The organism is Thermorhabdus hydrogeniformans, from assembly GCF_049310025.1.
GTDB lineage: Bacteria > Bacillota > Thermosediminibacteria > Thermosediminibacterales > Tepidanaerobacteraceae > JBJYKD01.
The window spans coordinates 1-22782 of record NZ_JBJYKD010000012.1; the positions used below are offsets into that span (position 1 = coordinate 1).

Sequence of the window (22782 nt, forward strand, 5' to 3'; positions counted from 1 at the left end):
TTCCAAAACATTCCTTATGAAATTTTCAAGGTTCGGGAAAAGAAGTAAAAAAGTAGGGTTTCTACACTAGAATCAAAATTTCTTAAGTAGAAAATGTCACTCACCGTGGTAAAGCGGTATTTTCATCATAAGCCTCACGAGAGCCGCCTCTCGGGTCAGGTCGCCCGCGGGCACGGCGCCTGCCTTAAGGGCCCTCCTGCCCACTTCGTAGAGGGACAGGTCCACTCCTTCAAATGGCACCTGGGTTGTGACGGCCACGGTAATCCCCGAAGCTATCAACTCCTCTATGGCCGGCAGAAGGTTCCGGGGCTCCCTGAACGGCATCCCTCCAGAACCGAAACTCTCTATGAGGACCGAGTGATACCCCTTCTCTTTTGCCAGGAGCAGCACTTCGGGCTCTATGCCCGGATAAAGTTTCACAAGGAGGACCCTCGGGTCCAGGCGGTCGCACAATACGGCCGGCCCGGCATCACCCGTGTCGCCTTCAAGCCCCCATACCCTCACTATTCTCCTCCTTTCCCGCTCAAGGGCCGCGTCGTTCCATTCAACCCCACGCTCGTCCACATTTCCCGCCGGGGGGGCGTTAACGCTGCAAAAGGCGTCGAAGCTCTTTGTCTTCAACTTGGTAGCCCTGTCGCCCAGGATGATATCCCCGTTGAAAACCAGGAAAACCCCGGGCACCCCCGACGCGGCCACTTTGAAACCGTCCAGCAAATTTCCCGCGGCGTCGCTTATTTTTTGGCCGATGGGCCTCTGGGCTCCGGTGATGACCACCGGCTTTTTCAAATAGGCCAGCATATATGTAAGGGCCGCCGAAGTGTACGCCATGGTGTCGGTGCCGTGTGAGATGACAACCCCGTCACAGGCCTTCAGCGCATCCAATGTGCGGCGGGCTATGACCCGCCAGTCTTCAGGCTGCATGTTTGAACTGTCGATATTCATGATAAGGCCGCCCTCGATGTCGGCTATATCCGAAAGCCCGGGCACCAGTTCAATCATCTCTCTTTCGGTAAAGGCCGGCCGGAGGCCTTCCGGCCCCTGCGCCGAGGCGATGGTGCCTCCGGTGGCGAGAAACGCAATCTTCTTTTTCATGTTCAACCTCCCGAACCAAAAAAATTATGCCGCAAACCCCGGCCGCGCCACCGGCGCTGATCAAAATGGAAGGCCTGTACCTGCGTTCGGGGTTTGCAGCCTTTAGGTTTGCAGCCTTTAACTTATAACCGGGTTTAATGCCCCATCTTTTATCTATATGTCATTTGGCCTTTGCAAAGGTCTCCCTGTCCAGCTCGCCCATCATGCTCGCCACGGTAACCATGCCCACGGTGTCGCCGGTGACGTTGAGCATTGTGTTGGGCATGTCTATCAGCCTGTATATGCCCGCGATCCACGGCACTATGGTGAGCGGCAGTCCCATGATGTTCATGAGCACCGCCGCCATCATGATGGCCCCGCCGGGAACGCCGGCCACACCCGCCGCCATTATGACGCCCAGGATGATGATATATACAAAGGTCGCCGGTGAGAAGTCCACGCCGAAAATCTGCGCCGCAAACAGGGCATATATGGGCATCTCCGCTGCGCAGGCATGCATGTTGATGGTGGCCGCCGGTGGAGCTATCAGGTTGACGGTATCTTCCGGCACGCCGGCCCTCTTTTTGGTGGACTCCATGGTAACCGGCAGGGTGGCGCTGGAGGAGCAGGTGGAAAAGGCCACCAGCATGGCCGGAAAGATGTTCCTGAAGTGCTGAACGGGGTTGACCCTGGCAAAAACCGAGAGGATTATGGGATAGACGATGAGCAGAATAGTGGCATATGCCGCGTACTGGGTGACGAGCATTTTGGCCAGGGCGCCGAGGACCATGGAGCCCACGGTACCGGTAATGTTGGCCATGAGCGCAAATACGCCGTAGGGGGCAAATTCCATGATATATCCCACCATTTTCATCATCATCTCGTCTCCGGCCCTGAACAGGCTGCGCAGGAATTTGCCGGAGTCCGTTTCACCCAGGACCGCCGCCGTCAGCCCGCAGGCCACGGCGAAGACGATGACCTGTATCATGTTGAAGTTGGTGAACGCCGCCGCCACGTTGTCGGGTATCCAGTTGATAAACGTCTGCAGCATGTTCACATCTCCGGTCTGCTCCACGGCTTTTTCGGCCAGCTTCACCCCGACGCCCGGTCTTATGATGAGCGCCCATATAACGCCCACCGACGCCGCCGCCAGGGATGAAAAAATCCAGTAGATAAGAAACAAACCGCCTATCCTCTTAAGCCTTGAAAGGTCCACTACGCTGGAAGTACCGGCCGCTATGGAGAAGAAGACCAGCGGCAGGATGACCATCTTCAAGAGCCGGAGGAATATGGTGCCGATGGGGTCAAGGACGGTAATGCCCGGCCCCACAATATAACCTATGATGGCGCCCAGGACCATGGCGATTAAAATCTTGTTGGCGAGACTTACTTTTCCATACCACTCCCTAAAGCTCATAATGATCCCCCTTTTTTTGAAGTTTTTAAGCCGTTAAGCCCCGCACCGTAAAAAATAAAATGAATCCTCATAATCCGGTGCCAGCGGAATTTATAATCGTTTTCGCCTGCCCTCCTCCCTTTTTCTCTATTTCTCTATTTCTCTGATCTGCCTTATTTTTATAATTATAATAATTTTATGTATATACGATTATATTATATATGATTATTTTTGATATTTCAAAATTTCAGGACGGGAAATTTTGGTAATTTTTCAAATATACCGCTATCTTTCATGCGATAAAATGCCCAGGCACCGTATTTCCCATTTTTTCACGGGAAAACGGCGCCAGAACGGCGGAACTTGGTCGGTTCCGCCGGTGGAATGATTTTGTTTAAGTAAATTAAAAGCGGCTAGCAGCCCACCTGAGGGTCTATGACGCTTATAGGGTCTATGGTGCGCTTTAAAAACCTCTCCCCCACCTCGATGAATTTTTCCGGGTTATCGCTGACAAAGTACCTGTAAGCCGGAGGTTGGCGGCGGCGCCTCTCCATTTTCATTTCGGCCAAAATACGGCTTACTTCCCTGGCCGTCTCGCAGGCCGAATCCACCAGCTGGACGTTTTCCCCCATCACCCGCCTCAGGGCGGGTTTGAGCAGCGGGTAATGGGTGCAGGCCAGCACGAGGGTGTCGATACCCTTTTTTTTCAGGGGGTCAAGATACACCCGTGCGGTGTAAAGGGTGGCTTCATTATCGAGCCATCCTTCTTCCACCAGCGGCACAAAAAGGGGACACGCCCTGGTGTAAACCGTTATCTCCCTGTTGAGATTGTGAATGGCCTTTTCGTACGCCCGGCTTTTTATGGTGCGCTCCGTGCCTATGACTCCCACCACGCCGGTCCCGGTGGTCTCTACGGCGGCTCTCGCGCCCGGTTCAATAACGCCCACCACCGGCACGGGAGCAAACTTTTGCAGCATATCCAGGCATGTGGCGCTCACCGTATTGCACGCCACCACTATCATCTTGACATCCTGACTCAACAAAAAATTTATCCCCTCGAAGGCAAACTGGGTTACGGTCTCGCGGGATTTGGATCCATAGGGGACCCTGGCCGTATCGCCAAAATACACTATACTCTCCAGCGGCAGTTGTTCCATGATTTCCCTGGCCACGGTAAGCCCTCCGATGCCCGAATCGAAAACTCCGATGGGTTTATCGTTTGTTTCCATATGCCACACCTCGGTTTTTACGTCACTATTTTATAAATATAATTAATTATAATATTACGGGTCTTGATTATAGCACTTTTTGGATTAAAAATACAGCCTATATGACTGGAGAAAATATTACCAGTTCGTTTTCCGTGGCGGCGTACAGGTTGAAACGGGATATGGCCAGAGCCGTTACTTTTTTGCCATCCAGATAAAATTTGAATTCCCCGGTGGAAAGGTCCAGGGCCACAAGGCCGTTTTCATTGCCGAAAAAAGCGGTTTTGGGGCATGTCACGGGATGGGTGGTGGGGGTCGTTTTGAGCTCCTTCACCCATTTTATTTCCGCCCTCTGCGGACTTATGGCAAACACCTTACCTCTGGCGTCCACGGCCAGCATAAAGTCCCGGTGAAAAACCGGCATCATGAATTCCTCGTCGGAGAACTTCTTTTTCCATATTATTTCTCCGCTCAGGGGATTCAGGGCGTAAAACCACATGTCCAGCGATACGGCGAACACCATGCTGCCCCATATGGATACCGGGTATTTAATAATGTCCGGGGTTTTGGTTTTCCAGCAGGGCACCCCCTGTTCGTCAAGGCTGTAGATATAATGGTCGTAAGAAGTAAAATAAACAAGATCATAGCCCAGTGCCGGCGTCGAACAGAGCGCACCCCCGGTTTTAAAGCGCCATAGCACACCGCCCTTTTCATCGAAAGCGCAAACGGAACCGCCGTCGGGCGCGTATATCCTGCCGTCTTTTGCGGCTACGGGACAGGTAAACTCTCCCGTATCTATTCTTCTTTTTACCCTGCCGGTGTAAAGGTCGACTATGACCAGGTCTTTTGCGGGAACCCAAACGTCCGTCTCGTGAATGGATACTGCGGCCCGGGGCAAGAGATCCCGGTTATGCCACACTGGATTCCCGCTTTTTAAATCCAGAGCGTACAGCCCCGTCGCGGCGGCGGCCAGCAGTATACCGTCTCCGGAACCCAACGCCGTGACGCCCGGAATTTTTTTGACCGCCGAAATCTCCAGGCCGTAAGGGATAGGAACCGGTGAAAATCCGGTATGGGCGAAATCCCGCTGTAATGTAAGCCATCGCCCAATGCCGGCCCGGATGACATCTTCCAAAATGCCCATCACGCCGGCGTCTGCAACGCCAGTCGGCTTCCTGCCGAAAGCCTTTTGAAACATACTCACGGAGCGGGCGGTATCATCGCCGAATACGCCGTCTACCCTGGAATCGTGAAAGCCCAGCCGTTTGAGGGCCTGCTGCAGGCACCGCACGTCCGTGCCCTTGAGGAGGGGTTTTTGTTTTCTTAATTCCCTACTGCCGAAAGGCACATAGGGCAGTTTCATGGAATCACCACCTGAAAAACCGGATATAAATATATTATTCAGCAACCCCGGTGTTTGGTGCCCGTAAGCACAACATTAAAGCAGAGTAAAAATTTTAAAACCAGGGGCCTCAGGCGCCCTGGTTTTGTGCGTACTTCAGGAGTTCTGCTTTCAGGGACCGGCTATTTGTTCAATCCGCCACTGTTATTGGCTTCCATAAGGGCCTTCTCGGCTCTCTCAATGGCAAGCCTTACCAGATTACCGCAGTTTCTGGAAGATACGCCGCCCCATCCCTCTTTCGCCACCGTGTCAGCCACTCCAAGTTCCCTGGCCAGCTCATACTTGAGGCTCTCGGACATGACACCGCGGTTACGGCGAGACATGCGCATACCTCCTTTATTTTTTACGCACATTATTAATATGCGTTTGTGGCGTTTTATTATGTTATCAAAAATTTTCATTTTAAGTTTAAAAATTCATGGAATGGCCGGCGCCAATTTTGAAGCTGCAGCCCGCCGCCATCGCGGCTTTACAATATGATTATATCAAGGTAATGAATTATACCAAACATTTTACAAATAATATAATCAGCCGGTTTTAATTTTGCAAAAAGGAGGTCGGCAAAGTGGTCATAACCCGTAACACCCTCATGAAAGACATCGTTGAATTTTACCCGGAGGCTTACGAAATTCTCGCCCGGTTCGGGATAAAGTGCCTTGCCTGCGATGGGATGATAGACAACACCCTGGAAGAATGCGCGGCTTTTCATAAAATAGACCCGGAAAAGCTCGTAAAAGAACTGAAGCAGCTGGAAATCCCAAGGGTGGATAAATCGTGAAAATTTCAAAACCCTCCGGCACCGCCGGAAATCCTCAGATAAAAAGCTCCTTCAGAAAAAAAGGACCTCCGGAAAAAAGGGCCCTTCCGGCGAAGGGAGGCTCAGGCCAAAAGCCCCTGGATAAAAAGCCCCATAATACAAAAAATCCGGCATCAGCCGGATTTTTTTCAATTTTCTTTTCTCTCCCCTGCAGTTTTCGACGCTTATCCTGCCTGCCAGGCCCTCTGGTAGTACTCCAGGGCGTCCCGGTCGGCCAGTACCTTTATCACATTGGCCTCCGGGTCCTCGGTGCCCTGCAGGTGACACCCCTCGACTTTTAATGCCTTGGCGTATTCTATCACATCCCGCGTTATACGCTCCCCGGGGCAGATGATGGGTATGCCCGGCGGGTACGCCATCAGCATTTCGGCGCTTATCTCGCCTTCCGCCTCCTCCAGCGGCACGTCACGCTTTTCGCAGTAGAAGGCGAAGCGAGGGGGAACCACCAGTTCCTGGGACTCGGGAAGGTCGCCGGTTATCTTTATAACATTCTTACGGCTGTAACTTCTGGCTATATCTTTGACGGCTTCCACCAGCGCGTTTATACTCTCTTCGCTGTCCCCGATGGCCCCCACCGCCAGTACGTTGTACAGATCGGACAGTTCCACCGCTATGCGGTAACCGTATTTCAATATTTTCTCCATTTCAAAGCCCGAAAGGCCCATTTCTCTCACGTTTATGGCCAGTTTGGTGGGGTCGTAGGCAAAGCAGCCCTCCGTGCCTTCCACGTCGTGGCCCATTACGTATACGCCGTCTATCCGGTTTAATTCCCTTCGCGCCCTCTCGCAGAGTTCGATGGTCCTGTCCAGCATCTGCCTGCCGCGAAGGGCCATCTGCTTCCTTGCCACATCCAGGGAGGCCATCAGCGGATAGGACGGGCTGGTGGTCTGGGTCAGGTTCATGGCAGCTTTAACCCTTTTGTCATCGACCAGGTTGCTTTTTACCAGAAGCACCGAGCTCTGGGTCATGGAACCGATGAGCTTGTGGACGCTTACGGCGCTCATATCGGCACCCGCCTCCATGGCCGATAGCGGCAGGTCGGGGTGAAATCCGAAGTGGGCCCCGTGGGCTTCGTCCACTATCACCGGTTTCCCGAAGGAGTGTGCTATATCGACGATTTGCTTCAGGTCCGATGCCGCCCCGTAGTACGTGGGATTTATAACAAACACCGCTTTGGCGTTGGGATGTTCCACCAGGGCCCGCCGCACACTCTCCGGCGTAATGCCCATGGCTATGCCCATGTATTCGTTGATAACGGGTTTTATATAAACCGGCCTGACACCGCTGAGGATCAGCCCGCCTATGGCCGAACGGTGGGCGTTTCTCGGAAGGATAATCTCATCACCGGGGCCTGCGACAGCCAGGATCATGGCCTGTATGCCGGATGTTGTGCCGTTGACCAGAAAGTGTGCATGATCCGCACCGAAAGCCCGGGCCGCCAGTTCCTCGGCCTTCTTTATAACCCCCAGGGGGTTGCAGATGGTATCCATTTCCAGTATTCCCGCGGTGACATCAATAGCCAGGATATTGCTCCCCACAAAATCGCGAAATTCCGGTATCCCTCTCCCGCCCTTATGGCCCGGCACATGGAAGGATATGGTCCCGTCTTCCACGTACTTTTTGAGGGCGTCGAAGAGTGGGGTTTCTTGCTGCTCTTCAATTTTCATCCCGAGTCACACTCCCTTCAGTTTTAAACAAATCAATTAAAGCACAATTCACAGCAAAATTCAATAAAAAAAATAAAAAATAAATGTTAATTTTTTGTGAGGTCGAGTAGCAAAAAAGAGCAAACAGCGGGAACGGAATTGAGAAACAGAAACCATGTGCATTAGAAGCGGATTAGAGAAGATAATCGGGGATAATGAAGATAATCGGGGATAATAATAAAGAGAAATCGAATTAAAGATAAATCGGGTATAGTTATAAATAAAAACAGAAAACCCGGCGGCTCATTGCCCTCCGGATTTTCCGTTATTTAAACGCCAGTTTAATGGTCCTGCCGATTTTGCTCCTGGCGGCCTGCAACCACTCCACAACCTTGAACCTGACTTCTACGGGGACTTTCTCCGGCGCTGAGGCCGTCTCTATGGCCGCCAATTCCTCGGGGGTAAGGACCCTGCTCAATTGCAACCTGACTTCGTCTCTTGCCACGCCGTGAGTTATGTCTACAAAACAGAGAGGCGGGAAAAGCACGCACCACCAGTTGGCCCCCCGGCCTTTGCCCAGTATGACCCGCAGGGCTTCGTATTCCCCCGCCGGCAGGGTTATATACCCGTAAGACTTGACAGGAAAAGGGAATTTACCGAAAACGGCTTTAACAGTGTAGTCCTTGCCGCTTTTTTCAATCTCTTTTCTGGCGATATCTTCGATAAACCCCAGATGGGTTTTAATAAATTCCCGGGATTCCTCGATGTCGTCTATCCCCTGTAATTGCCTGTTCAACGCCTCTATAATGCGGTCTCTCACCCGCAGTTTCAAAGCCTGGTCCTCGGGGGAGTCGCTGTTGGCAATGACGTGGAGGCGAATGAGCTTTGAAGAAATCTCCCCGGCGGTTACGCCCCCGGCATTGCCGTAAGAATCCCGGACGGGGCCGCCGGCAAGGCCGCCGCCGCTCACCACCGCCGCCAGCAAAGATAAAATTATTATCCCTGCGGTAATAACAGCCGTTTTTTTGAGTACGTTCAGTTTCCTTCTCATTTTTATCTCTCCCCTTTAAACGATTCAATCTATACCTCTGCGGGTATAGCGCTTGCATTTCTATTTAACATTATTCCCAAAACCATCCCGTTTAATCGGCGAAAAAAATTTTTATTTTGTGACCCCGATATTCCTCACCCTGGTGGTCACACTGACCGAAATTCCGACACGGGGGAAAATATCTTCCCAATCCTCCTTATACCGCTCCCACAGCCGCGGATGATATTCATAAAGGTAATCGCCTATTTTTAAAAGATCCACCCTGTATTCTTTTTGAAGTTTCTCGACCCCCTTGCTGATCTGCGACTCTATCCTGCCGGATACCAGACCCTGTATGGTTTTTATGTTTTCTGGACTCAAACTTATCATTTCGGGGGTTTCCGCTATATTGCCCTCAACAACCACATTTAACATGAATTGGGGCACGTCACCGTCAAAAACAAGCCTGCTGAATCGCCGCTGAGCCCTTAATATGGTAAAAGTCACATTCCCCCTCCCCTCGGGGGCCTTCACCACGATGTCGCCGCCCCTTATTTCCCCCAGGAAAAAATTAACCCCCTGGATTTCATCTTCCGAAAGCCAACCCGCAAGCCGGTATTTTTTTATCACGGCGGCACCCCCGATATTTACCGCCTGCTTATTTGGAATAATTCTGCTCACCAGGGCGTTGCCGCTCCCGTGAATTTGCTGCAAAAATTTGCCCACATCCCCGGGCACAAATTTGCCCGAGAGGCCGGCATTGTTGTATAAAAGCTCAATGTATTCGGCTTTTAGCTTCTCCACCCAGGGATTTATTTCCAGCACCTTTTTGGCCGTGCCCTTCGCTATGGCTATCCGGGCCCGCCGGTTAAACTCCGTCTGTCGCATCAGGGGGTTTATCACGGGCTCCAGCCCCTCTCTTGCCACATCTTCTCCTATGATGATAACCCTCATGTGCTCGAAGAACAGGTCGCGGCTCAATCTTAATGCCATGTTTCTGGCGGCGTCGGTGATGGATTCGGCCACCGTGCTCTCTATCATCACCGGTTTGGGCTGGCCGCCGCCACCACCTCCTCCTCCTCCACCGCCTCCGCCCCCTCCGCCGCCTCCTCCTTCGCCGCCGACGATCAGCCTCACCACCGGCATGCTGAACGTAATGGTATACCTGCCCGGCCGGTCGCCCCTGTCCACTCCCACGGCGCCCACGAAAAGCCTTTTATCTATGTCCCTCATATCCCAGCAGCCGCTTAAAATCAGAACGGCCGCAAAAACCGCTGTGAACACTTTCGCCTTTTTCATGCTGTTTTACCTTCCTTCCGCCTCAATGCGCTCACCAGAAGGACAAGCGCCGGAAGACCCACTCCCACCGCGACACCCACCATCCCCATAACCTGGGTCCACTTCATGGTGTCGAGTACATTCTCCGGCATATTGGCAAGAACATAAACCCAGGGGAACATGGCGGTCACATACGGCTTGAACTCTGGAGATCTTGTCAGGTGGGCCAGAGCCAGGCTGCCGGCAAAGTAAAGTCCGTTTAGCGTGGTAAATACCGCAATGGTCCAGAGCGCCATGGCCAGGGCGTCAAGACGTTCAAAAATCCCGCCCGGCGCCCTGATGGTCCTTATAATAGACATGGCCGGCCACAGCATCATCTTCGTATCATCGACTCCCATGGTGGCAAACACCACCGCCACGATAAAAACGTAAATTAAGGTTATGGTTAGGATGCTGACGGTCAGCACCCAGTATACCCTGCCGGGACTTCTCATATACGGTCCTACCACCAGCAGTATTTCAAATCCCAGAAAGCTGGTAATGGTGTGTACGGTGCCCACCGCCATGGCTTTAAACGGCGTATTCAGAAAGGGCAACAGCTCGGTAAAATCCGCCCCGGGGATAGCTATGAGGTACATGGCAAATATGGGAAATATCAGGATGGGGAACAACACCTCCGCAATTCTTGCTATGGGTTCAACGCCGTGGCGTATAAGGTATACCGTCAAAACCATCTGGGTAAATATGATGAACTCTCTGGGCGTTCTTATAAGCATAAATGCGTTCATTACTTCTGCAAAAATTCTTGTAATGAGGGCGGAAGCCACCGTGAAATAAAGGGCGACAAGGACGCCCAGGGGGTAAGCCGGAACTTTTCCCAGGACTTTCTGAGAGATTTCTATAAAGGTGTCCCGGGGGAATTTTTTCACAACGGCTCCCATCGCCAGACTGCCCAGAAAGGTAAAAAAGCCCCCCAGCAGCACCAGTATCCATCCGTCGGGCCCCGCATCCTGCGCCACACTGGCGGGCAAACTCAATATTTCTGTTCCGACTATGGTGGTTATTATAAGCGCCACAGTTTGAGGAACCGTGATTTTGTCGTTATTTGTCAGCATTTTCATCACCCGCCGTTTCCTGATTGTCTTTACGCCTGTCGTTCATCCTGTTTAAATCTTCCGGCCGGGTGTAGCCGGGCCTGACTTCCATCGACGGCATGGGGCCCCTTACTATAAAATCTTTGCCCTCCGACCATCTGAAGGATACATAAGGCGACAGGTAATGGGCCCCGAAGCTCTTTAATGTAACAAGGTGAATCATAAGCGCCAGGATACCCACCATTATGCCGTACAGGCCCGCAACGGCGGCAAGGAAGATGAAAACGAAAGTCAGCAGTCTGAAACCTATGGCTACGCTGTAGTTGGGGATAGCAAACGACGATATGGCGTTTACAGCCACCACTATGACCATAATGGGGCTTACTATTCCGGCTCTTACCGCCGCCTCCCCCACCACAAGGCCGCCGACGATACCGATGGTCTGACCGATGGGACCGGGAAGCCTTACCCCCGCCTCCCGCAGAACCTCCAGCGAAAAGACCATTATAAGCGCCTCCACTACAGCCGAAAACGGCACTCCCTCGCGGGTGGCCGCGATAGAAAGGGCAAGGTCCGTAGGCAGCATACCCGGGTGATAGGCGGTCATGGCTACGTAAAGGCCGGGAAAGGTGTAAGCAAAAAAAGCCGCCCCGAACCGCAGGAGCCTTATCATGGAGGCGATATACCACCGCTCATAAAAATCTTCCGGTGACTGGAAAAGGCTGAAAAAAGTGGCCGGTACCAGCAGGGCAAAGGGGGTATTGTCGCAGATGATGGCCACATTCCCCTCCATCAATCCGGCGGCTACCACGTCGGGCCTCTCGGTGCGTCTGAACTGGGGGAACGGTGAAAGCCAGTTGTCTTCTATCATCTGCTCAATGTAGCCGCTTTCCAGAACTCCGCTTACATCGATGGTCTCCAGTCTTTTTAATACTTCGTCTACAATGGAAGGCTTTGCGATCCCTTTTATGAACATGATGCCCACATCGGTGCGGGTATGCCTCCCGAGCTTCACAGTCTTGACTTTTAGATTGGTATCTTTTATCCGGCGCCGTACAAGGGCAATATTCACCCTGTAAGTTTCGGTGAAACCGTCCCTGGGCCCCCGTATTACCGCTTCGGTGGAAGGCTCCTCCACCCCCCTTTTTTCCCAGCCCCGTGTGCTGATTATCAGGGCCTTCTCGAATTTGTCGAGGAAAAGTACCGTATCGCCCGATAGTATGGCCAGGATGACCTCTCCGAAATTGTCTGTCTCCCTCACATCGGCCACCGTGAGGAGGCCTTCTTTAACCATATTAAAAAAATTCTGGCCGAGGGTGTACTCCATGGGCGCCTGACGGGTGAACAGCATGAGAGATTTTAATATTTCTTCCTGCACCAGGTTCTTGTCCGCAAGGCCGTCTATATACATCAGGGCCATCTCGTGCTTTTGCGCCGCCCCCATGTAAAATTCCCTGGTAATAACATCGTCACAATCATAAAGGTAGTCGTGCACGGTATCCAGGTTTTCTTTAATATTTTTGTTAAGTTTTTTGCTCTTATCAGGCGACATATCCCTCTCGTAGTAAATATCCTTTTTGCGCCCGGAATAAAGCTTTGAAAAGATGCCGCTCATTAAAACACCTCCATTAAGGGGTCTGATGAATGTGCGAGGCGGGAACAAGCGTTAACATTCTAAACTAATACGGGCGGCCCAAAAAATCTATAACAGGTATTTTAACAGGATATAGGCGGCGATGGACCCGAATATGTATAAAATCCCCAGAACCCGCACGGCGGCCAGCTGTTTTTTTAAATTTTTGGTCTCAAGGTCCGCACCGTCTATCGCAAGGAGGCAGAGGCCGCTGGCTATAAAAACCGCCAGAGTCGTGTATGTGGCGGTGTCCTTTATGTAATGTATAATTATATTCAGCGTTTCCGACATTTGATATTCCCGCCATTTCTTTTTTTATCTCATCTTATTTTTTACCGCATCACCGGTTTTTATGAGTGTTTTAAAAGGGGGAAAATCCAGCTTGAATTATGCGTTGTTTTTGTTTTATACTTAAATAAAGTAAGAGCGGCAATGGCATCACTTTATGGTGCCTCCGGCAGTCACATGCCGCATTTACTGATTTCGTGCATCAAATTAAGGATTTTAATGAAAAGGCAGGTGAAATCCGGTAAGGGTTTACAATTTCGGCCCTTCGAATGGGGTTTCTGACATGCTGACAAAACCCGGCATACCGGCAGTTTATGGAGATACTGGTGACGCTTGACACCATAAAAAACCGCGAGGAGGAAAAGGTTTTACGGTTCCCCCCAGATACCCTTGTGACAAGAGAGGCCAGAATCTACGCCGCAAAAAAAGGCATGGAGATCTACGTCGGCGACGAAAAACTGGCGGAGCCGTCCTTATTGAACGGCAAACCCGGCCCCAGGGCGGTCATTTCGGTGGTTGGCGAGGACAGGGTTGGCATTATCGCGGGCATTTCCGACGTGCTGGCCGATAACAATGTGAATATCCTGGACATAACCCAGGCCGCCATCGAGGGGTTGTTTACCATGATAATGGTGGTGGACATAGCCAAGTGCGTGGTCAGTTTTGAAGAGCTGAAGGCCATGCTCTCAAGGCGCGGTGAAGAGCTGGCCGTAAGGGTCGACGCCCAGAGGGAAGAAGTCTTTCATTTCATGCACAGGATATGAGGCAGGGACAACACCCTAATCCTTACGTTCGAGTTGTTGTTCCATGTTTGATGCTGCCTTAACAGGCAAACTCTTTCTTATCGAGGAGGATCATAATTGAATTTCACTCGAGATGAGATTATTGAGACCATACGCATGGTCCAGGCGGAAAACCTGGATATAAGGACCATAACTCTGGGCGTAAGCCTCAGGGATTGCGCCGCCGAAAGCTCTGCTGAAGTGGCGGAGCGTGTCTATGAAAAGTTGATTTCGGTTGGAAAAGAACTGGTACCGGTGGCCCGGGAACTGGAAGGCGAATTCGGCATCCCCATTATAAACAAGAGAATCTCCGTGACGCCCATTGCACTGGTGGCGGAAAGCTGCAGGGAAAGCGACTACGTCCCCATCGCCCGGGCCATGGATGAGGCCGGCCGGGAGCTGGGCATTGATTTTATCGGAGGTTTTTCCGCCCTGGTGCAGAAGGGATTTACCCGGGGGGACATAAATCTCCTGAATTCCATCCCCGAAGCCCTCGCCGTCACCGAAAGGGTGTGTTCTTCGGTAAACGCTGCCACCAGCAGGGCTGGCATAAACATGGACGCCGTGAGGGCCATGGGCCGTATCATCAAAGAAACCGCAAATCTCACCGCCGATCGGGACGGTATCGGCTGCGCCAAACTGGTGGTATTCGCCAATGCACCTGAGGACAACCCTTTCATGGCAGGTGCCTTTCACGGGCCCGGCGAACCGGAAACCACCGTGAACGTGGGCATCAGCGGCCCCGGAGTGGTAAATACTGCGGTAAGGCGTCTGCCCAAAGAAGCGGATTTCGGGGAAGTGGCCGAAGCCGTAAAGCGCACGGCTTTTAAGATCACCCGGGCCGGCGAGCTTATAGGTAGGGAGGCCGCCAGGCGGCTGGGGGTGCCTTTTGGAATTATTGACCTCTCTCTTGCCCCGACCCCGGCGGTGGGCGACAGCATTGCAAACATACTCGAAGCCATGGGCCTTGAGCGCTGCGGGGCCCCCGGCACCACCGCCGCGCTGGCCCTTTTGAATGACGCAGTAAAAAAGGGCGGAGCCATGGCCACTTCGTATGTGGGCGGGCTTTCCGGCGCCTTTATTCCCGTAAGCGAAGACGCCGGCATGATAAGAGCGGCCTCCGAAGGCGCCCTTTCCCTGGAAAAGCTTGAGGCAATGACCTGTGTGTGTTCCGTCGGTCTTGACATGATTGCCATCCCGGGGGATACCCCCGCCGAGACCATATCCGCCATTATCGCCGACGAGATGGCACTGGGGGTAATAAACAAAAAGACCACCGCGGTCAGGATAATACCGGCTCCGGGCAAGAAGGCCGGCGATTTCGTGGAATTCGGCGGCCTTTTGGGGAGAGCGCCGGTGATGCCGGTAAAGGGCTTCGATTGTTCGACATTTGTAAAGAGGGGCGGCCAGATCCCGCCCCCGATTCAAAGCCTGACAAACTGAGGACCTCACTCCAGTGCGGAGTGAGGTCCTTGTCCTGTCGATAAAATTGCGGCTTTCCGGTAAATTTCCGGCTGATCCAAAATCTAACCAATTGGGTAACCGTTTAAAAAATTTTCAGTTTTATTTTTGCTAAATTCCTGATAGTATTGAGCCACTTTTTTGATATATTCCCGGGTTTCCGGAAAAGGCGGTATCCCTTTATATTTTTCCACATTGGCCGGGCCAGCGTTATATGCCGCCAGAGCCAGTGAAACGTCGTCGCCGAAAGCATCAAGCATTTTTTTCAGGTAAGCTGTTCCACCCATAATATTCTGGCCGGGATTCAAAGGGTCAATCCCCATTTCCCGGGCGGTTTCCGGCATAAGCTGCATCAACCCCATTGCGCCCGCCCTGGAAACCGCGTCGGGTTTAAAACCGGATTCGGCTTTTATCACCGCTTTTATAAGGTTGGGGTCCACGCCGTAAATTGATGAGGCCTGAGCCACGTATTTTTCAATATCCGTATCCTTTGCGGCACCTTCAAGCACCGCCTTAAAATCATTATTCGGAGGATAGGTTTGATTCACTCCGAACAGGGATTTTATTTGGGAAATCCTTGCAAGTATCTCATTTAAACCTTCAAGCATCATAATCACCCAAAAAAATTATACCATTTACAATGGTGAACAGGCAAACTAAAATTATCAAAACCCAGCGCAGACCGGGGCTTTCCAATTCGCATCCGCCGAGACGTCGCTGCAGGTGTCATCCAATTTGCCTCTTGCTTTTATTGTAGAACCATGATAGAATTATAAGAAAAAAATAACAAAGGCGATGACGGAGAAGAAGAGATCCTAAAGCCTCACAGAGAGCCGGGGAAGGTGAAAGCCGGCAGGTGGAAGATCTCGGGCCGCTCCCAAGCTGCGGGCTGAATTAAGAGTAAGCCTTGCCGGATATACCGTTATAAAAATGAGGTGGAGCTTTTGCTCAACCAGGGTGGTACCGCGAGAAAACCTCGTCCCTCATGGGGGCGGGGTTTTTTGATACCGGTAAAGGCGCCGCGGTATTGTTGATTTCAAGCGGTGCGCCCCGGGTATTGGCAAAAGCTCAATTAGGGTGGTACCGCGGGATCCGTCCCTTTTTTGGGGACGGATTTTTTATTCAGGCGCAGCGCTGCCGCTCCGCTGCTGCTTTTGCAAACCGTTTATCACTTTTTGCAAGGGAGGCCTTGTTTATGAAAATATCCAGTGTCGTTCAGAACATAAAAGCTTCGGGCATCCGGCGTTTTTTCGACCTGGCGGAAAGCGACCCCGATGTTATTTCCCTGGGGGTGGGGGAACCGGATTTCGTCACTCCGCAGAGCATACTGAAGGCGGCGGAAAGGAGTCTTTACGGCGGTTTTACCCACTACACTTCCAACGACGGCATGCTCACCCTCCGGCAGAAGATTTCGGATTATTTAAAGAAAAAATTCGGCCTGGTCTATAACCCTGAAGGGGAGATTATCGTCACCGTAGGCGCCAGCGAGGCTGTGGACATCGCTCTCACCACGCTTCTGTCACCGGGCGACGAGGTGCTGATTCCGGAGCCCTGCTTCGTGTCCTACACCCCGTGCGCTTCGCTGTGCGGAGCCAGGCCGGTTGCCGTGCCCACGAGCCCCGAAAACGGTTTTAAGGTGACGGCTCAGGAGCTGGAGAAGCGCGTTTCCGCCAGAACCCGGGCTTTAATAATCTCCTATCCCAACAACCCCACCGGCGCGGTAATGAACCGGCAGGAACTTGCACATATAGCCGATTTTGTTAAAAAATACGACCTGGCGGTGGTATCCGATGAGGTGTATGCGGAACTCACCTACGAACGGAGACACGCAAGTATAGCTGCATTGCCCGGAATGAAAGAACGCACCTTTTTAATAGGCGGTTTTTCCAAGGCCTTTGCCATGACGGGGTGGCGCATAGGCTACCTGTGCGGACCGCATGATGCAGTGCAGGCAGCCCGAAAGGTGCATCAATACCGCGTCATGTGCCCCCCCACCATAAGCCAGATCGCCGCGATAGAAGCATTAAGCACCGCCGAACTGGAAGTCAGGCGCATGAGGGAGGAGTACGACCGTAGAAGAAAAGAAATCACACGGGGCATGAAGAGCCTCGGCCTTGAGGTTGCCGAACCCGGAGGGGCGTTCTACATCTTTCCGTCCATCAGGAATACCGGGCTTTCCAGCGAGGAATTTGCCGAAAAACTGCTGCTTTCCGCCAAAGTGGCTGTGGTGCCGGGCAATGCCTTCGGCCTGAGCGGAGAAGGCCACATCCGGTGCTCTTACGCCACTTCCATGGAAAACATTCACGAAGCCCTCAATCGCATGGAGGCCTTTTTAAAGCATAAGGAGTCACAAATAATTTCTTTCGGGTGAAAACCTCTTCCGTCAATCTCCAGGGTGCCGAAAGGCGACCGGATTTTTTCCGCTGCTTTTTCCCGAGGCTTCCATGCATCCATCCGTCAAATCGTGCCCTCCGGACATAAGCCCCCCCATTCCCTCACTTTTTGCCCACGGTCGCCATGTAAATCACAAACAGTTCCTCGCCGTCCAGGCCGAGGATGCTGTTCATGTCGTCATCCGAAAAAGCGGCAAGGGCGCAAACCCCGCAATCTATGGCCTGGGCGCTTAAGTAAAGGTTCTGGCAGACATGGCCGGCATCCAGAAACATGTACCTGTAGCCCCTTTCCCCATAGCGCCAGGTCATTCTGCGGGTGACGGCCACCCATATAAAGGTCGCGGCGGAGGCTTTGACAAACTCCTGCCCCCTGCAGGCTCTTGTGACTTCGTCGGCCATGCCGGGAGAAATATTTTCTTCCACCAGCCTGTGTCCGATGGCCACATACCTGTAAAGGCCGGGCCTCAGGCCGGTCACATTGTTCGCCAGAATACAGGTCTCAAAGGCGTGCCTGGCTCCCGCCGACGGCACCGTCCTTGCCGTCGAGGGGCGCGAGGAAACCCTTTTGACCCCCTGGGTGCACCAGAGCAGAAAAGATAATTCCTCCATGGTCAGAGGCCTTTCCGAGTATTTTCGCACACTCCGGCGGTTTTCTATGGTTTCCCGCAGGTTGACGGTGACGTCAAATTGCTTGGGGTCCGGCAAATCAATAATCCTTTTTGTCTTGTCATACTCCAGTTCCAGAGGCGGCTGGGGGAGGCCCTTCTCTTCATCCGTCTGACCCAGGTACTGAAATTTTGTCATTTTAACAAAATCCCTGCCAATCCCGTTCATAAGATTATCGCTCCCTTTCTTTTTTCTTCATCTTCTATTTTTGAACAAAATCCACGGCGCCGCTTACGAAAAATCTTTGAGCCGGCAAACTCAAAAGCCTTTAAGAGCCATGTTTTCTTTTATCTTTATTTTCCAGGAGGGGGCTTTAGAATAAACCGAGTCCCCGGTAAGATTCCCTCGCTAGTAGTTAAATATCCTGTCCCGGAAATCTTTCTTCAGGTCCGACTGGAGGTAGGTTATAAACCTGTTGAGAAAGGCCGCGGCTTCGGCCTTTGTCATAATGTCCCGGGGCCTGAAAAAGCCCGCCGAATCGCCCCTGGCCAGGCCGATTTCACGGGCCACATAAACGGCGTCTTTGGCCCATCCGGGGATGTCCCCGTCGTCCCTGAAACCGGTGGAATACGGGGGGTTGGGCGCCAGCCGTTCAAGGCCCAGAGCCCTTACGATGATGGTTACCGCCTGGGCACGGGTCAGGTTCTGCTCCGGACCGAACTTCCGGGGGCCAACCCCCTGCATCACCCCTGTGGATTCCAGATATCTTACATAATCCCCATCGTTTCCGGAATCTTTAACGTCGTCGAACTGCAAAGGTTCTGCGGAAGTGGTTTTCTTTTTCGAGGTGCCCAGATTGCTCCTAACTTCATCCAGCCTCTTGCCGCGGCTGACTATGTCCGTCAGCTCAGCCACACCCCTGGCAAAAATCAGCCGGTTTGCGGGCGTTTGCGGTCCGAAATACTGGCCGGAAGGCGCCATTATCCCCAGGCTGAGCAGTTTTTCTATATCCTGCTGTGCCCAGTGGCCGGATATGTCCATGATCTTCGGTATATAAGTCCTTTTCTGGGTGGGGACGGTTTTTAGTGTCATACTTATCTCATCTTTGGTGTAACGGCCTTTCAGCGGGAGCCCGTCTTCGTCGAACCTTGGGAGGCTGTAGCTGCACCTGGCCGCCATTTCATCCTGAACGGTCTCAAGATAGCCTCCCTGAAAGCTCATCTGAGCCGGTTCGTTGGGTACGTACGCCAGGTCCCTAGTCCTGTTAAAAGATTCCACTATCTGCACGCCGCCGGTCCATCCTGCGTCATAGACTTTTCCCGCCACGGTGGATTCCCTCTGCGCGGTTATTACGTAATCCATGGTCCTGGTCTCGGTGGCTCCCCAGGCGTGTTCATACCCCACTCCAGACCCGCTTATGTCTACCGTAACCGTACCTTCGGCTCTGTTTATTGTGTAGACCTTCTTGCCTCTCACGTTCATGGAATAAAAGTCCACCGCCGGCGCCATATCGGTCACCGTAGATGAATACAGCTCGTATTTATCCAGAACGTACCTGTCGGTGCGGTTGTCTGATCTTTTTACACTGATGTTCTCGCTGAAACGCGATATCCGGGAGACCTCAATGACCTGCCTTTTGTCGCTGTCCTGTTCCATGCTCACTTCAAAGGTCAACTGCCTTTTCAGTACAATTTTTTTGTCTTCGCTTTCCAGGGATAAATTCAACTGGTCCTGCCTTTTGCCGTTCCGCATGGTTCCGGGCTTTACTTTTATTTCGCCTTTTAAGACAACGGGTTTGCCTGTCAGTACAAAAAGTTCCATATACTCCATTTCGTTGCTAATCCCGCCCTCAAACCCCGGCAGCTGCTGAGCCGTGGCCGGGGGTAAAAATGGTTGAAACATGGACAGGATATATATAATCGCCGCTGAACATATCAAAAACTTTCGCAGCACATCATCACATCCCAGTTGTTTTCTTTATCGGCAAAGCGTACCGGACACGGCCCGCCTTTGTTTGTTAATTAATTTCAGCGATGTGCCGGGCCGTGAAAACCGTAATTATTCCATCACCACGCCGATCAACAGCACATTGTTGTCCCGGATCATGTAAAGTATGTCCGAAGGTGAGAGCTCCTCTTTGTCTACCAATTCTCCATTTTTTATCAGCAGGGCGGCCGAGGCGTCCACAGCCAATGTGTCCACGCCGGTATTCCACTCCTCTTTGAAGGCGCTGTAGTCTTTTTTGTTGTTCAGGGGTATCCATGCACCGTTAAAGGGAGCAGAAGCAACCTCGGCGATACTTATGTTTTCGGCGTCCGGCTCATCCCCTAAGATCACCAGCCCCTGCATCCTGTCGTCTATAGTGACCACATAAACGTAATCATTGTCGTATTTGCCCGTAAATCGTTCCGCAATGAATTCATCTTCGGAAAGCAGTCGCGGCGTATTCCCCGTGGCGTCTATTATTCGGGGATAATCTCCCAGGGTAAAGTCTATGGAAGAGCTCCTCTTGCTCGACCACCTGTTGTTTTCCAGTCTGCTGTAATGATCGACGGCCAGCCTGTCTCTGGATATCTCATCGATTTTTCCCCGGAAGATTTTCATATTCACCGGGTAAAACTCCGGCTGGTATACGAGGACCGCCCTGTTGCCGTCGTTTTCTCTGTTGGTGACCAGGAAGGCATCCACATCTTCGTCGATATCCGACGGGCCGCCGAAGCCTCCGGACTTTAGAACGGCGGTATCGCCCGCCAGAAAAGCCTGCACCCCTCCTATCTCAATAAGTCCGCTGGACCACTTTATTTCATCTATTTCACCGTTTGCCAGGTACTCGTCGCCCGATTTTATTATTATCCTTTCCGCCTCATTCCGGCCAAAACCGGCCCCTGTCACAATGTAAGCATACTGGCCCCTGAAGTTTTCCAGAAGTTTATTTTTGTCCACCGCTGCACCCTTATAGTAAACAACAGGCTCCGGTGACACGGGGATACTGGCGATGCCGGCCTCTTTCAGCCAGGTGCCAAAGTAGAACCGGCTTACGTCCTCCAGAACAAGTTCATCTCCCAGGCTTCTTGAAAGTTTGCCCTTCAAGATGCCTCCCCATCTGGTCCCAGCCGCCACCGCCACCCTGTCGGGAACATCCCCCTCGATGGAGCTGAAATAAGCCAGTACTCTGTCGCCGGGTTTCAAATCTTCAGCGGCGACCGGCACGCCGTTTTTCACCAGCGACGTGTAGGGTGTCAGGGTCAATGTCTGGCGGCTCCCATCCTCCAGATTCAAAGTCAGGATATAATTGTCGCGGTTTTTCTTAACAGATTCCACTTTTCCTTCTACCCTGCGGCTTCCCGATGCGATGTAGCCCGGTTCGCTGCCGCTTTCTGCAGTCAGTTTCCCGACAATCCCGTTTTCAATGTAGGCGGTGATCTCAAAACCTTCCACCAGGTCTTTAAGACCTGCAGGCCTGCCGTCGATATTCACCTCAACAAAAGGCGCCACTCTGTAATAGGCGAGCCTGCCGTCTTTGTCTCTTATGGCTATGCGGTTTCCGCTTATATCGATGGAACTCAATTCGCCCGTTAACGTATCCCTGCTGACAGGAACAATCTGCGCATACAGCACCTCGCCGTTTTTTACCGCGTATTCAATGTAGTTATCCTTTTGCAGAGCGGACGACAGCCAAGGTCTGCCGCCTTTTATAACTATAAAGTCTTTGCCGGTGTTTTCCCTTCCGTTTGATACAACGCTTTCCGCCTGAAGGTTAAACCTGCGGCCGTCGGAATCCTTTATCTCAAAGACCTTAATTTTTTTGACAGCATTTTTATCCCTGACATCCACCGTGTATGACGACAGTACCGTCCCCCGGTGAAATGCCGGCCCCGCGGGAAAACTTCCTTTTATCCGATCGAGAAAGGAAGCCAGTTCCCCTCTGCTCATGGCGGCCCGCGGGCGGAGGAGGCCTCCGCTGCCCGATAAAATGCCGTTTTTAACCGCCGCGGCGAGGTAAGGCATATAATCGACCTCAACCTGGCCGGAGTCTTTGAAACCCGCCATCAAATCCCGCTGTATGCCGTAGAGCGGTGAAAGCTTCATGGCCCTTACGGCCCACGCCGCCACTTCCTGCCGCATGGCCGGCCGTCTCATGTCGAGAGACTGCATCTCTCCTTTGGTAATTATGCCCTCCTTTAATGCCAGCTGCAGGTAGCCCGCTGCCCAGTTCGATGCGTTTGCGGTTCCGGCGGCGTTATTTGCTCCGGAGGTGTTTTTGCGGGCGGCGGCCAGTGTTCCCGCCTCCTCATCCCGGCCCATAAGCCTTATGATAGCCGCCAGCGCCTGTTCTCTGGAGACGGAATCGTTTGGAAAAAATTTTCCCGAATTCCCCTGCATGACCGACATGGCCGCCATCTTCAGGATAGAATCCCCGGCCCAGTGGCGTGCAATATCGGAAAACTGCAGCCCTATAAGCAGCCGGTTTGCATTAGAAGTTCCGGAAAATGACTCGGTGTCGGCCAGGCCTGAAGCAGGAAATGTCAAAACAAAAGCCGCGGTTATTAAGGCTGCCACCGCACGAAATATTCTTTTTTTGTCTCGAATGAAAAGCGACCTCAATAATTTTTTCGTAATCCGGGAAAAATGTCCGCTGTTAAAAATGTCTATTAGTTTCAAAAATAACACCTCTAT

General features: G+C 52.3%; 19 protein-coding genes and 1 other annotated feature. Of the genes, 4 read left to right on the forward strand and 15 right to left on the reverse strand.

The features are described from left to right. Positions 1-96: 96 nt before the first annotated feature. The 5 genes from ACKX14_RS07745 to ACKX14_RS07765 all read right to left on the reverse strand — a co-directional run bounded on the left by ACKX14_RS07745 (position 97) and on the right by ACKX14_RS07765 (position 5400). The gene (locus ACKX14_RS07745) at positions 97-1092 is read right to left on the reverse strand and encodes an asparaginase (RefSeq protein ID WP_422446330.1); all 996 of its coding nucleotides are present in this window, start codon (positions 1090-1092) and stop codon (positions 97-99) included. Between the two features lie 160 nt (positions 1093-1252). Then, complete coding sequence (locus ACKX14_RS07750) at positions 1253-2488, reverse strand: dicarboxylate/amino acid:cation symporter (protein WP_422446332.1); 1236 nt, start codon at positions 2486-2488, stop codon at positions 1253-1255. Between the two features lie 392 nt (positions 2489-2880). Then, on the reverse strand, positions 2881-3696 hold the full coding sequence (gene murI / locus ACKX14_RS07755; RefSeq protein WP_422446334.1) for a glutamate racemase: 816 nt from the start codon (positions 3694-3696) through the stop codon (positions 2881-2883). Positions 3697-3793: 97 nt separating this feature from the next. After that, positions 3794-5038 (reverse strand): outer membrane protein assembly factor BamB family protein, encoded by a 1245-nt coding sequence (locus tag ACKX14_RS07760; RefSeq protein WP_422446336.1) that lies wholly within the window; start codon positions 5036-5038, stop codon positions 3794-3796. Positions 5039-5199: 161 nt separating this feature from the next. Next, on the reverse strand, positions 5200-5400 hold the full coding sequence (locus ACKX14_RS07765; RefSeq protein ID WP_422446338.1) for a small, acid-soluble spore protein, alpha/beta type: 201 nt from the start codon (positions 5398-5400) through the stop codon (positions 5200-5202). Positions 5401-5642: 242 nt separating this feature from the next. On the opposite strand from ACKX14_RS07765, the gene ACKX14_RS07770 reads away from it, so the two are divergent. Beyond that, on the forward strand, positions 5643-5855 hold the full coding sequence (locus tag ACKX14_RS07770) for a DUF1858 domain-containing protein (protein WP_422446340.1): 213 nt from the start codon (positions 5643-5645) through the stop codon (positions 5853-5855). A 203-nt stretch (positions 5856-6058) separates the two neighbouring features. Here ACKX14_RS07770 and ACKX14_RS07775 read toward each other — a convergent pair whose 3' ends face one another. The 6 genes from ACKX14_RS07775 to ACKX14_RS07800 all read right to left on the reverse strand — a co-directional run bounded on the left by ACKX14_RS07775 (position 6059) and on the right by ACKX14_RS07800 (position 12866). Continuing rightward, positions 6059-7561 carry an aminotransferase class I/II-fold pyridoxal phosphate-dependent enzyme gene (locus ACKX14_RS07775; protein ID WP_422446342.1) on the reverse strand — a complete coding sequence of 501 codons (1503 nt, stop codon included), beginning with the start codon at positions 7559-7561 and terminating at the stop codon, positions 6059-6061. A gap of 304 nt (positions 7562-7865) precedes the next feature. After that, positions 7866-8591 carry a stage II sporulation protein R gene (gene spoIIR / locus ACKX14_RS07780; protein ID WP_422446344.1) on the reverse strand — a complete coding sequence of 242 codons (726 nt, stop codon included), beginning with the start codon at positions 8589-8591 and terminating at the stop codon, positions 7866-7868. Positions 8592-8702: 111 nt separating this feature from the next. Then, complete coding sequence (locus ACKX14_RS07785; RefSeq protein WP_422446346.1) at positions 8703-9869, reverse strand: Ger(x)C family spore germination protein; 1167 nt, start codon at positions 9867-9869, stop codon at positions 8703-8705. After that, positions 9866-10963, reverse strand: coding sequence for a GerAB/ArcD/ProY family transporter (locus ACKX14_RS07790; RefSeq protein ID WP_422446348.1), 1098 nt, complete (start codon positions 10961-10963; stop codon positions 9866-9868). The genes ACKX14_RS07785 and ACKX14_RS07790 overlap by 4 nt, the downstream gene beginning before the upstream one ends. Beyond that, positions 10950-12557, reverse strand: a complete 1608-nt coding sequence (locus ACKX14_RS07795; protein WP_422446350.1) for a spore germination protein — start codon at positions 12555-12557, stop codon at positions 10950-10952. The genes ACKX14_RS07790 and ACKX14_RS07795 overlap by 14 nt, the downstream gene beginning before the upstream one ends. Before the next feature lie 87 nt (positions 12558-12644). Next, positions 12645-12866 (reverse strand): CLC_0170 family protein, encoded by a 222-nt coding sequence (locus ACKX14_RS07800; RefSeq protein ID WP_422446352.1) that lies wholly within the window; start codon positions 12864-12866, stop codon positions 12645-12647. 428 nt (positions 12867-13294) lie between these two features. Here ACKX14_RS07800 and ACKX14_RS07805 point away from each other — a divergent pair, with 428 nt between their 5' ends. Further along, complete coding sequence (locus ACKX14_RS07805) at positions 13295-13627, forward strand: ACT domain-containing protein (protein WP_422446446.1); 333 nt, start codon at positions 13295-13297, stop codon at positions 13625-13627. A gap of 96 nt (positions 13628-13723) precedes the next feature. After that, entirely contained in the window at positions 13724-15088 is a 1365-nt protein-coding gene (locus ACKX14_RS07810) for a PFL family protein (RefSeq protein ID WP_422446354.1), read from the forward strand. Between the two features lie 83 nt (positions 15089-15171). Here ACKX14_RS07810 and ACKX14_RS07815 read toward each other — a convergent pair whose 3' ends face one another. Then, complete coding sequence (locus ACKX14_RS07815; protein WP_422446355.1) at positions 15172-15714, reverse strand: lytic transglycosylase domain-containing protein; 543 nt, start codon at positions 15712-15714, stop codon at positions 15172-15174. A gap of 178 nt (positions 15715-15892) precedes the next feature. Next, positions 15893-16093 (forward strand) — a binding site (T-box leader). Positions 16094-16301: 208 nt separating this feature from the next. Between ACKX14_RS07815 and ACKX14_RS07820 the strand changes: the two genes are divergently transcribed. Next, positions 16302-17477: an aminotransferase class I/II-fold pyridoxal phosphate-dependent enzyme gene (locus ACKX14_RS07820; RefSeq protein WP_422446357.1), complete on the forward strand. Its 1176-nt coding sequence runs from the start codon at positions 16302-16304 to the stop codon at positions 17475-17477. 124 nt (positions 17478-17601) lie between these two features. Here the strand turns inward: ACKX14_RS07820 and ACKX14_RS07825 are convergent, their stop codons facing one another. From ACKX14_RS07825 to ACKX14_RS07835, 3 genes are all read right to left on the reverse strand, one after another. Beyond that, a complete protein-coding gene (locus tag ACKX14_RS07825) occupies positions 17602-18333 on the reverse strand; it encodes a SagB/ThcOx family dehydrogenase (protein WP_422446359.1) in 732 nt (243 codons plus the stop codon). 180 nt (positions 18334-18513) lie between these two features. Then, positions 18514-20058, reverse strand: coding sequence for an S-layer homology domain-containing protein (locus ACKX14_RS07830; protein ID WP_422446361.1), 1545 nt, complete (start codon positions 20056-20058; stop codon positions 18514-18516). A 105-nt stretch (positions 20059-20163) separates the two neighbouring features. Beyond that, on the reverse strand, positions 20164-22767 hold the full coding sequence (locus tag ACKX14_RS07835; RefSeq protein WP_422446363.1) for an S-layer homology domain-containing protein: 2604 nt from the start codon (positions 22765-22767) through the stop codon (positions 20164-20166). Positions 22768-22782: the final 15 nt, after the last annotated feature.